The organism is Geodermatophilus sp. SYSU D00700 (assembly GCF_054050255.1).
The window spans coordinates 1-11,015 of record NZ_JBJGZA010000066.1; the positions used below are offsets into that span (position 1 = coordinate 1).

Annotated in this window: 11 protein-coding genes; 2 read left to right on the forward strand and 9 right to left on the reverse strand. The window is 76.1% G+C overall.

The window, feature by feature from the left end:
• The first annotated feature begins 136 nt into the window (after nt 1–136).
• Complete coding sequence (locus tag ACI79V_RS24040) at nt 137–1,195, forward strand: threonine aldolase family protein (RefSeq protein ID WP_456893410.1); 1,059 nt, start codon at nt 137–139, stop codon at nt 1,193–1,195.
• A gap of 31 nt (nt 1,196–1,226) precedes the next feature.
• On the opposite strand, the gene ACI79V_RS24045 is transcribed toward ACI79V_RS24040, so the two are convergent.
• Entirely contained in the window at nt 1,227–1,805 is a 579-nt protein-coding gene (locus tag ACI79V_RS24045) for a gamma carbonic anhydrase family protein (RefSeq protein WP_456876939.1), read from the reverse strand.
• Nucleotides 1,806–1,868: 63 nt separating this feature from the next.
• Between ACI79V_RS24045 and ACI79V_RS24050 the strand changes: the two genes are divergently transcribed.
• A complete protein-coding gene (locus tag ACI79V_RS24050) occupies nt 1,869–2,447 on the forward strand; it encodes a YdeI/OmpD-associated family protein (RefSeq protein ID WP_456893412.1) in 579 nt (192 codons plus the stop codon).
• A 29-nt stretch (nt 2,448–2,476) separates the two neighbouring features.
• On the opposite strand, the gene ACI79V_RS24055 is transcribed toward ACI79V_RS24050, so the two are convergent.
• From ACI79V_RS24055 to ACI79V_RS24090, 8 genes are all read right to left on the reverse strand, one after another.
• Nucleotides 2,477–3,493 carry a C40 family peptidase gene (locus ACI79V_RS24055; protein WP_456893414.1) on the reverse strand — a complete coding sequence of 339 codons (1,017 nt, stop codon included), beginning with the start codon at nt 3,491–3,493 and terminating at the stop codon, nt 2,477–2,479.
• Nucleotides 3,494–3,661: 168 nt separating this feature from the next.
• Nucleotides 3,662–4,117: a hypothetical protein gene (locus tag ACI79V_RS24060; RefSeq protein WP_456893416.1), complete on the reverse strand. Its 456-nt coding sequence runs from the start codon at nt 4,115–4,117 to the stop codon at nt 3,662–3,664.
• A gap of 182 nt (nt 4,118–4,299) precedes the next feature.
• Nucleotides 4,300–4,602 carry a hypothetical protein gene (locus ACI79V_RS24065; RefSeq protein WP_456876943.1) on the reverse strand — a complete coding sequence of 101 codons (303 nt, stop codon included), beginning with the start codon at nt 4,600–4,602 and terminating at the stop codon, nt 4,300–4,302.
• Between the two features lie 154 nt (nt 4,603–4,756).
• On the reverse strand, nt 4,757–5,440 hold the full coding sequence (npdG, locus tag ACI79V_RS24070; protein WP_456893418.1) for an NADPH-dependent F420 reductase: 684 nt from the start codon (nt 5,438–5,440) through the stop codon (nt 4,757–4,759).
• Nucleotides 5,441–5,517: 77 nt separating this feature from the next.
• Nucleotides 5,518–6,564: an LLM class F420-dependent oxidoreductase gene (locus ACI79V_RS24075; protein ID WP_456893419.1), complete on the reverse strand. Its 1,047-nt coding sequence runs from the start codon at nt 6,562–6,564 to the stop codon at nt 5,518–5,520.
• A gap of 173 nt (nt 6,565–6,737) precedes the next feature.
• On the reverse strand, nt 6,738–8,129 hold the full coding sequence (locus tag ACI79V_RS24080) for a metallopeptidase TldD-related protein (RefSeq protein WP_456893421.1): 1,392 nt from the start codon (nt 8,127–8,129) through the stop codon (nt 6,738–6,740).
• The gene (locus tag ACI79V_RS24085; protein WP_456893423.1) at nt 8,126–9,637 is read right to left on the reverse strand and encodes a TldD/PmbA family protein; all 1,512 of its coding nucleotides are present in this window, start codon (nt 9,635–9,637) and stop codon (nt 8,126–8,128) included. The genes ACI79V_RS24080 and ACI79V_RS24085 overlap by 4 nt, the downstream gene beginning before the upstream one ends.
• A 9-nt stretch (nt 9,638–9,646) precedes the next feature.
• Entirely contained in the window at nt 9,647–10,855 is a 1,209-nt protein-coding gene (locus tag ACI79V_RS24090; protein WP_456893425.1) for a hypothetical protein, read from the reverse strand.
• Between the last annotated feature and the right edge of the window lie 160 nt (nt 10,856–11,015).

The window sequence follows — 11,015 nt, forward strand, 5'->3', positions numbered from 1 at the left end:
TCGCGTGCGGCGCAGTGTGCGGGTAGCAGGTGGCCACCTGCGTACCAGCTACCCCTCCCGGGGCTAGTACGCGAGAACGCGACGCTCACGGGGGCCCGGACGGGCGAGATCACGGGATCTCGGCAGACTGGCGCGCGTGACCGACCTCGAGGAGCTGCGCGCCACCTGCGACCGGGCGCTGTCCGGACACGGGCCGGTGCGGGCCGCGGAGCTGCTGGCCACCGTCCCCGCCGACACCGCGGTCGACCGGTACGGGAGCGGCGGCGTCGTCGCCGAGCTCGAGGACGAGGTGGCCGCCCTGCTGGACAAGCCCGCGGCGGTGTACCTGCCCAGCGGCACGATGGCGCAGCAGGCGGCGCTGCGGGTGCACGCCGGGCGCACCCTGCGGCGCACCGTCGTCGCCCATCCCCAGTGCCACCTGTTCCAGCACGAGGGCGGGGCGCTCGAGCGGCTGCACGGGTTGGTGCCGCGGCCGGTCGGCGACCGCAACCGGCTGCTGCTGCGCGCCGACCTCGACGCCGTCGCCGAGCCCCCGGCCGCGCTGGTGGTGGAGCTGCCCCAGCGGGACCTCGGCGGGCAGCTGCCGCCGTGGGACGACGTCGTGGAGCAGACGGCGTGGGCGCACGACGTGCACTCCGTGGCCCACCTCGACGGCGCCCGGCTGTGGGAGGCCGCCGCGGGCTACGGGATGCCGCCGGCCGACCTCGCCGCCCCCTTCGACACCGTCTACGTCAGCTTCTACAAGGGCCTCGGCGCGCTGGCAGGGTGCTGCCTGGCCGGGCCGGCCGACGCCGTCGCCGAGGTGCGCGAGTGGCGGCACCGGCTCGGCGGCACGCTGTTCGGTCTGTGGCCCGGCGCGGCCTCGGCGCTGAGCTGCCTGCGGCAGCGGCTGCCGCTGATGCCGGCCTACCTGGAGCGGGCGCACGAGGTGGCGCGCTGCGTGCGCGACCTGCCCGGCGTGCGGGTGGTGCCCGACCCGCCGCAGACGCCGATGCTGCACCTGCTGCTCGAGACGACGCCCGAGGCCTTCCGGGACGCCGCCCGCGAGCTCGCCGAGGAGGGGCTGTGGACCTGGCCCGCGCCGGCGGCCACCGGCGACCCGGCGGTGCTGCGGGTGGAGCTCGCCGTCGGCGACGCGACGATGGCGCTGCCGCTGGAGGAGGTGCGCGCCGCCGTCGCGCACCTGGTGAGGTGATGGAACGGCCCCCTGCGCAGGGGGCCCTCCGCTAGTCCGCGGCGTCGCCCGGGATGTGCCCGGCCGGGGGCAGCGGGCGGCGCACCACCGGCCGCACCTTCCGCGCCGCGGGCAGCCGCTCGGTGTAGCTCTGCGCGTTGAGCCGGATGTGGGTCAGGTCGTCGTCGGTGGCCTGCCGGATGACCTTCGCCGGGACGCCGGCCACCAGCGAGCCGGGCGGCACCTCGGTGCCCTGGGTGACGACGGCGCCCGCGGCCACGATCGAGCCGGAGCCGATGTGCGCGCCGTTCATGACGATGCTGCCCATGCCGACCAGGACGTCGTCGTCGACGCGCGCGCCGTGCAGCACGACCCGGTGGCCGACGGTCACGCCGCGGCCGATGACCAGCGGGAAGCCGGGGTCGGAGTGCAGCGTGCTGCCGTCCTGGACGTTCGAGCCCTCGCCGATCTCGATGACCTCGTGGTCGGCGCGCGCGACCGCGCCGTACCAGATGCTCGAGCGCGGGCCCATCGTCACCGCGCCGACCACCACCGCCGTCGGCGCGACGAACGCCTCGTCGTCGATGGCCGGTGCGCCGAAGTCCAGCTGAGCGATGTAGTTGTCCGCCACGGCCCCACCCCAGCACACCCGACCCCTGGACGGCACCCGGGACCGCGGCCAGGATCGGCGCCCGTGACCGTGCCGACCGACCTGCCCGTGCTGGCCTTCCCCGACCAGGCCGCCTTCGAGGAGTGGCTGGAGGCCGAGCACGCCACCGCGCCCGGCCTGTACGTGAAGCTGGCGAGGAAGGGCGCCGGCGTCCCGTCGCTGACCTACGCCGAGCTGGTCGAGTCGGTGCTCTGCTACGGGTGGATCGACGGCCGGTCCAACCGCTTCGACGAGCGGTCCTACCTGATCCGCGTGACGCCGCGGCGGCCGCGCAGCGTGTGGTCGCAGAGGAACGTCGAGGCCGTCGCCCGGCTGGTCGAGGCCGGCCGGATGCACCCGGCGGGGCTGGCCCAGGTGGCGGCCGCGCAGGCCGACGGCCGCTGGGAGCGCGCCTACGCCGGCCCGGCCACCGTCACCGTCCCCGACGACCTGGCCGCCGCGCTCGACGCCGAGCCCGCCGCCCGGGCGGCCTTCGACGCCCTCGACTCGCAGAACCGCTTCGCCGTCCTGTTCCGGGTGCACACCGCCGCCACCGCGGCCACGCGGGCCCGGCGGGTGGCCGCGGCCGTGCAGATGCTCGCCGAGGGCCGCCGGCCGAACTGAGGGCGAGGTGCTGGAACGGGGGTCCTCCGTCAGGCGACGCGGACGGCGCCGCGGTACCCCGCCTGGTCGACGCTGGTCACCGCGACCGGCTGACCGAAGGTGCGGGCGTGCACCATCTTGCCGTCGCCGATGTAGAGGCCCACGTGGCTGACCGGCGAGTAGAAGTAGACGATGTCGCCGGGCAGCAGCTCGGCCCGCGACACCGGCGTCCCCATCGTCGACTGCGCCCGGCTCGAGTGCGGCAGGGAGATCCCGGCGGCGGCGTAGGCGTACTGGGTCAGCCCGGAGCAGTCGAAGCCGTCGGGACCGGAGGAGCCCCACACGTAGGGGTCGCCGAGCTGGGCGAGGGCCGTCTCGACGGCGGTGGCGGCCGCGGGACCGGGTGCTCCGGCCGTGGCCGCGGCGGCCGACGGCGCGGCCAGGACCGGCCCGGCCAGCGCGGCGGTGACCCGCGCCTGCTCGGCCGCCGACAGCCGCGCGAAGTCGGCCTCGTACTGGTCGATCTGCTCCTGCACCTGGGCCTGCTGCTCCTGCAGCGTGCGCAGCGACGCGGTGGCCTCGGCGGCGGCGACCTCCGCCGCGGCGCGGGTCTCGGCCGCACGGGCCTGCGCGGCGGCCACCTCGGTGAGGACGCCGTCGGTGTGGTCGGCGATGAGGTCGATCATCGTCATCTGCGCGACCAGGTCGTCGGCGGAGTCGCTGCCGAGGAACGCGGCCACCCGGGACCGGGTGGTGCCGGTGTAGCCGCTCTGGGCGATGGCGCGGATCGCCGGCTCGTAGCGGGCCAGCGTGGCCTCGGCCTCGTCGGCGGTGCGGTCGGCGTCGGCGGCGGCCTGCTGCTGGGCGGTGACGGCGAGCTCGGCCTGGTGCACCTGCTCGTCGAGCGTGGTCAGCTGCCGGCCGGCCTCCTCCACCAGCCGCTCGGCCTCCGCCGCGGTCGACGGCGCGGCGGCGGCCGACCCGGGCACGAGCACGAGGGCCACCAGGCCGGTGGCGGCCAGGACCGCACCCGTCCAGCGGCGTCCCGTCGTCCGGTTGCGCTGCACGATCGGCCTCCCCCTGCCGCCTCGCCGGGCGGCCCGCTCTGGTCGGTACGGACCGTAGGGAGGTGGTGAGCGGAGCGTGTGCAGGGCGCGCGGTGATCGGGACGGGCGGGACCCCGTGCGTCCCGTTCGTCCCACCCGCCCCGTACGTCGCGGGGAGGGCCGGTCCTGTCAGGGGGCGATGCTGCGGCGCCGGTCGGGAGCGAGCGGGACGAGGGCGTCGGCGACCGCGCCGGTGACGAAGGAGTAGAGCGCCTTGCCGGCGAGGTCGACGACCTGGTCGCGGCGGGACCACGTCCACGGCGGGTCGCCGACGCCGGTGGCGTTCTCGAGGGTCTGGTCGGTGGCCAGCCGGACCGAGGTGTGCCAGGCCGAGGCGCGCCAGCCGCGCAGCCCGCTGGCCGACCAGACGCCGCGCAGCGCGCCGACGGCGGCACCGGTGCCCCAGTGCATGAGGTGGTTGCGGACGAACGGGCGCGCCGACCCGGGCAGACGGCGCCGCGTGGCCAGCGCGGTCAGCGTGCGCCCGGGCACGTAGGAGTCCGGCCTCCGGGTCACCTGCTGCTCGGCCTTCTCGGCCAGGGTCATCGCCGCGGTGCCGGCCAGTCCGGCCAGGGCACCGCGCACAGCCGCTCGTCCCAGCATGCGGCGCCGGTACCCGTGTGGACGTCCCCGAAAGACCGGCGGTGGTGACGTGCCGGAACGGCCACCCTCCAGGGTCCCGCGCCGAGCAGGTGAGGTGCTGGACCGGCCCCTCTGCAGGGTCCCACCGCGAGCGTGCGAGCGGTGGGGGCAGAGGGGTCCTTCGATCAGCCGGCCAGGGGCTCCTGGGCGTCGAGGCCGGACACCCGCTGCAGGTCGCGCAGGACGGCCGACAGCTCGTCCGCGGTCCACGGCTCGCAGCAGTCGCAGCCGTCCTCGTCGAAGCAGCGCAGGCCCAGCGTGCCGCCGGCCTGGTCCTCGTCGATGGACAGGTGCCCGCCCTGCGGCGAGCGGTGGCAGGCGCAGGCGGAGGCGCACAGACCGATGCCCCACCCGGACACGACGACCGTCCGGCCGTCGTCCCAGATCTGGCCCACCTGGAACACGGAGGGCTTCTGCGTGCGGGTCATCGGGTGCTCCCCTCGACACCCCCGGGATCCCGGAGGCCTGCTGCGGTTGCGCCGAAAAGTAATCCGCGAACCGTGTTTGAGGGCATCACCCCTGCGGTATGACACGCCGTTTCGTCGTCGTGCGTCACAGGCGCCTCACGCGTGGGCCGGCGTCTCAGACGTCGGTGACCCGCAGCCCCGCGTGCGCCCTGTACCGCCGGTTGACGCTGATCAGGTTGGCCGTGAGCGCCTCCACCTGGCGGGCGTTGCGCAGCCGGCCGGCGTAGATCCCGCGCATGCCCGGCACCAGACCGGCCAGCGCCTGCACCAGGTCGGTGGCCTCGCGGTCGTCCCCGAGCACCAGGACGTCGGTGTCGACCTCGGCCACCTCCGGGTTCTCGAGGAGGACGGCGCTCACGTGGTGGAACGCGGCGACGACGCGGCTGTCCGGGAGCAGCGCCGCGGCCTGCTGCGCGGCCGAGCCCTCCTCGACCGGGATCGCGTAGGCGCCCTGCTTGTCGAAGCCGAGCGGGTTGACGCAGTCGACCACGATCTTCCCGGTGAGCTCCTCGCGCACGGCGGTCAGCAGGTGCTCGTGCCCCTCCCAGGGCACCGCCACGACGACGACGTCGCCGGCCCGGGCCGCGCCGTGGTTGTCGGCGCCTGCGACCTCGCCGCCGGTGGCGCCCGCGAGGTCGGCGGCGGTGGCGGCGGCGCGCCCCGGGTCCCGGCTGCCGAGGACCACCCGCACGCCCGCGGCGGCGAACCGCCGGGCCAGGCCGCGCCCCTGCGGGCCGGTGCCTCCCAGCACCGCCACGGTCAGGCCCTCGGGCACGCCGGCCCCGCTCGCCTCGGTCACTGGACGCCTCCTCGCCGCGCTCCACGGCGGAGCGCCCGGGGCCGGACGCTAGCCGACGCCGCGCGGGGGCCCGCCGGTCACAGGTCCTGCGCCAGTTCCCGCAGCTGCTCGACGGTGCGCAGCCGGCCGGCGCGGTCGGGCTGGACGAGGGAGGTGACGAGCGTGGTGACGCCGGCGTCGCGGAGTGCGGCCAGCCGCTCGGCCACCCATGCCCGGGGACCCACCAGCGAGGTGGCCGCGACCAGCTCCGCGGGGACCGCCGCGGCCGCCTCCTCCCGGCGGCCGGAGAGGTAGAGGTCCTGCACGGTGGCCGCGGCCTCGGCGTAGCCGTAGCGGACGGCGAGCTCGTTGTAGAAGTTCTTGCCGCGGGCGCCCATCCCGCCGACGTAGAGCGCGAGGTCGGCCCGGGAGCGCTCGCGCAGGTCGCCGAGGTCCTCGCCGATCGCGCAGGGGACGCCGACGCGGACGTCGAGCGGGCCCAGGGCCGGGTCCCGCCGTGCCGTGCCGGCGGCGAGCGCGGCGCCCCAGGTCTCGGCCGCCCGCTCGGGGACGAGGAAGATCGGCTCCCAGCCCTCCGCGATCTCGGCGGTGAGCTCGACGTTCTTCGGCCCGATGGCGGCGATCGTGATCGGGATCCGCTCGCGCACGGGGAGGTTGACCAGCTTCAGGGGCTTGCCGAGGCCGGTGCCCTGGTCCGGCGGCAGGGGGATCGTGTACCGGCGCCCGGCGTACACGACCCGTTCCCGGCGCCAGACCATCCGGCAGATCTCGACGATCTCGCGCTGCCGGGCCAGCGGCGCGTCGTAGCGGACGCCGTGGAACCCCTCGACCACCTGCGGCCCGCTGGCCCCCAGGCCCAGGGTGAAGCGGCCGCCGGAGACCATGTCCAGGCCGGCCGCGGTCATCGCGGTCAGGGTCGGCGTGCGGGTGAAGGCCTGCAGGATGCCGCTGGTCAGCTCCATCTGCTCGGTGACCGCGGCGAGGTACCCGAGCTGGCTGACGGCGTCGAAGCTGTAGGCCTCGGCGACCGAGACGAGCTGCAGGCCGGCGCGTTCGAGCTCGCCGATCTCCTCCGCGACCTGCCGGAAGCCGCCGTCGTACCGGATCCGCATGCCGACGCGCACGTCGCGCCTCCTGGTGCCCCGCCCGTCGTGACCGGCGTCACCCTACGGGCGGGCGCTCACCCGGCACCGCGCACTGCCGGGGTTCCTCGCGCGGTGCGGGCGCTGCGGCACCGGCAACGCACGAGGAACGCCGGCGAGGCCGCGCCCGTGAGCAGTCCTGCACCGGGCCCGCGTCAGCTGGCCGGCGACACCGAGCTCATGTTGAAGTCCGGCACGCGCACCGGGGGCATCGCCGCGCGGGTGAACCAGTCGTTCCACTCCCGCGGCAGCGTGCGCTCGGTGCGGCCGACCTGGGTGATCCGCGCCAGCAGGTCCACCGGCGACTCGTTCCACCGGAAGTTGTTCACCGCGCCGGTCACCTCCCCGCCCTCGACGAGGAACACGCCGTCGCGGGTGAGCCCGGTCAGCAGGAGCGTCTGCGGGTCGACCTCGCGGATGTACCAGAGCGTGGTCAGCAGCAGCCCGCGGTCGGTGGCGGCCACCATCTCGTCCTGGGTGGCCGTGCCCTCCGGCGACTCGAGGACGAGGTTGTCGACGGCGGCGACGGCCGGCGCGGTGGTCTTCAGCGCCCACGCCCGCGGCCGCACGAGGTTGGTGAGGACGCCGTCGCGGATCCAGTCGACGGCCGGCGTCGCCATGCCGTTGTCGAACACGCTGGCCGACCCCGACGAGGCGCCCACCACCTGGAAGGGCGACGCCTCCAGCCCCGGGGCGTGCGGGTCGCTGCGCAGGGTCAGCGGCAGCGCGGCCAGCCGCTCACCGATCCGGTTGCCGCCGCCCTTGCGGGCGAACACGTTGCGGCCCTCGTCGGCGTCGCGGGCCTCCATCGTCCAGTAGGCGTAGAGCATCAGGTCGCTCACCGCTGACGGCGGCAGCACCGTCTCGTAGCGCCCGGCGGGCAGGTCGACGCGGCGCTGCGCCCAGCCGAGCTTGCGCTCGACGTCGGCGGCGAGGCCGGCCACCGAGACGTCGCGGAAGTCGCGGGTCCCCACGCCGGACCACACCGAGCGGGCGTAGTCGCTGCTCTTGCCGTTGAGCTCCACCCGGCCGGTGGGCTGGTCGTGACGCAGCCGCAGGCCGGTGGAGGTGCCCAGGTAGGTGGTGGTCATGGCGTGCTCGGCGTAGCCGAACAGCAGGTCGCCGCGGTCGCGGGCGGCGCCGAACGCCTCGCCCAGCGCGGGCGCGAACTCGGCGAACACCTCGATGGAGGTCTCGGCGGGGTCGGCGTCCCAGTCCCCGCTGCCCGGCGGGGCCTCGGTGACCAGCGGGACGGCGTCCTCGGCCGGCCCGGCGTCGCGGGCGGCCTGCTCGCTCGCGGCCACCAGCTCGGCGACGTCGGGCGTGCCGGTCCGGGCGACGGTGCCCGTGGCCATGCCCTGGCCGCCGTCGACGAACGACACGACGACGACCTGGCGCGAGCGCATCGCCCCGTTCGTGGTCAGGCTGTTCGACGCCCACCGCAGGTTCGCCTCGGTGCTCTCCACGACGAAGACGACGCACCCGTCGGCGGTCGACGCCGCCAGCGCCTTCTCGACCAGCTGCTGTGCGGTCAGCTGGCTGCTCATCGCCCGCCCTCCTGGACCGTGTTGAGGATGGTGACGCCCTCGAAGAGCGCCGCCGGGCAGCCGTGGCTGACCGGCGCGACCTGCCCGGGCTGGGCCTTGCCGCAGTTGAACGCCCCGCCGAGGCGGTAGGTGGAGGGGCCGCCGACGGCGCGCATCGAGCCCCAGAAGTCCGTGGTCGTCGCCTGGTAGGCGACGTCGCGCAGCTGCCCGGCGAGCCGCCCGCCCTCGATGCGGTAGAAGCGCTGGCCGGTGAACTGGAAGTTGTAGCGCTGCATGTCGATCGACCAGCTCTTGTCGCCGACGACGTAGATGCCGCGCTCGACCCCGCCGATCAGGCCCTCGAGGTCGGGGCCGTCCGCGGCCGGCTGCAGCGAGACGTTGGCCATCCGCTGCACCGGCACGTGCCGCGGCGAGTCGGCGAACGCGCAGCCGTTGGAGCGCGCCATCCCGCCCAGCCGCGCGGTGTTGCGGTCGACCTGGTAGCCGACCAGCACGCCGTCGCGGACGATGTCCCACCGCTGCGCCTCGACGCCCTCGTCGTCCCACCCGATCGTCGACAGCCCGTGCTCGACGGTGCGGTCGCCGGTGACGTGCATGAGCTCCGAGCCGTAGCGCAGGCTGCCCAGCCCGTCGACGGTGGCGAACGAGGTGCCGGCGTAGGCGGCCTCGTAGCCCAGCGCCCGGTCCAGCTCGGTGGCGTGGCCGACCGACTCGTGGATGGTCAGCCACAGGTTGGACGGGTCGACGACGAGGTCGTGGCGGCCCGGCTCCACCGACGGCGCCTTGGTCTTCTCCCGCAGCAGCTCGGGGATCTCCGCCAGCTCGCCGTCCCAGTCGTAGTGGCCGTCGGTCAGGTACTCCCAGCCGCGGCCCACCGGCGGGGCGAGTGTCCGCATGCTCTCGAACGCGCCCGTCGTCCGGTCGACGGTCAGGGCGGTGAACTCCGGGGAGATGCGCACCCGCTGCTGCCGGGTGCGGGTGCCGGTGGTGTCGGCGTAGTACTTCTGCTCCTTGACGTGCGTGCAGCCCGACTGGACGTGCTCGACGCCGTCGGCGGCCAGCAGCCGCTCCGACAGCTCGGTGAGCAGGGCGGTCTTCTCCGCGTCGGGGACGTCGAAGGGGTCGACGTCGTAGGCCGACACCCAGGTCCCCTCGTGCCGGGGCTCGGGCGCCAGCTCCACCCGGTCGGTGGCCAGGGCCGCGGACACCTCCGCGACCGCGACCGCCTGCTCGGCCAGCCGGACCGCCTCGGCCGCGGTCAGGACGACGCCCGCGGCGAACCCCCAGGTGCCCTCGTGCACCACGCGGACGGCCAGCCCGAGGTCCTCGCCGGTGGCCAGCGCCTCCAGCCGCGCGTCGCGCAGGGTGATCGACTGGGTGCGGATCCGCTCCACCCGCAGGTCGGCGTGCTCGCAGCCGAGGTCGACCGCCCGGGTCAGCGCCGCCTCGGTGAGCGCCGAGAGCGGGAGCGCCAGGAAGGACTCGTCCACGTCGCGGGAGGCAGCCACCTCCTGTGTCTACCAGCCGGGCGCCCCTCCGCCGTCCACCGGCCGACCGCTCGGGACGTACCGGGCGAGGAGGACGGTCGCGATCCCCGCCAGCGCCATCAGCGCCAGGGCGGGGGACAGGCCGACGAGCCCGGCGAGGGCGCCGATGGCCGGTGCGCCGGTGAACGACCCGACGTAGCCGATGGTGGTGACGGTCGCGATCGCGGCCGGCGGGGGCGTGCTCCGACCCGTCGCGCGGGACCGCGCGTCGGGGGCGGCGCCGAGGACGGTGGGCGCCAGCGGCGCGACCCCCAGGCCGAGCACCACCCAGCCGGCCAGCGCGACGGCGCCGGTGGGGGCGAGGACGACGAGGACTGTCCCGAGGACGACGACGGCGCCACAGCCGCGCACCAGCCGGGCACGGGACCAGCGGAGCAGGACCCGGTCGGTGACGGCGCGGCCGAGCACCAGCGTGGCGGTGAACGCCAGGAACCCGCCGGCAGCCGCTCCGGGCGCCGCGCCGTGATCGGCCTCCAGCGAGACGGCGACCCAGTTGGTCGCGGCGCCGTCGACGAGGAACGCGCAGAACGCGATCGCGCCGACGAGCAGCAGCTGCCCCGACGGGCGGAACCGGCTGCGGCCGCGCGGCGGGGGAGCGGCGGCGGGCAGCATCGGCGCCGTCCCCACCAGCCCCGCGACCAGTCCCGTGGCGGCGACGGCCGCGAGGTGGGCCGTCAGCGGCACGTCCGCCGCGGCGGCCGCGGTGGCCCCGGCGGCGCCCGCGAGCAGGCCCAGCCCCTGCGCGGCCTGCAGCCCGGACAGCAGCGGCCGGCCGGCCCGGCGCTCCAGTTCGACGCCCTGCACGTTCAGGGCGACGTCCAGCACGCTGTTCGCCGCGGCCCAGACCGCCAGGCCGCAGGTCAACAGCAGGAGGTCGGGGGCGAGCGCCGCCACCAGGACGCCGGGTGCGTAGACCACGAACCCGACCTGGGCGGCGCGGCGACCGCCCCACCGGGTGGCCAGGGCGCCACCGAGGGACAGCCCGAGCACCGCGCCGCCCTCGACGCCGAGGACGGCCACGGCCAGCTCGCCGGCGGAGAGGTCGAGCCGTCCCTGGACGGCGGGGATGCGCCCGAACCAGCTCGCCGAGACCAGCCCGGTCATCACGAACGCCACCAGTGCGCCGGCGCGCGCCCGACGCAGCCGGCCGGCGGCGGCCACGGCGGCCTGCTGCTGCACGGGACCTGCGGTACCCGGATCGGCGCGCCGCGCACGGACCCGCGAGTCCCCCTCGGTGGTCGTCCGCGGGATGGCCCCGCCCCCGGCCCACGGGGAGCACCCCCCGCCTGACCGCCGCCCCGGGCAGTGCCGACACCCGCGCCGGCTCCCCCGACCAGAG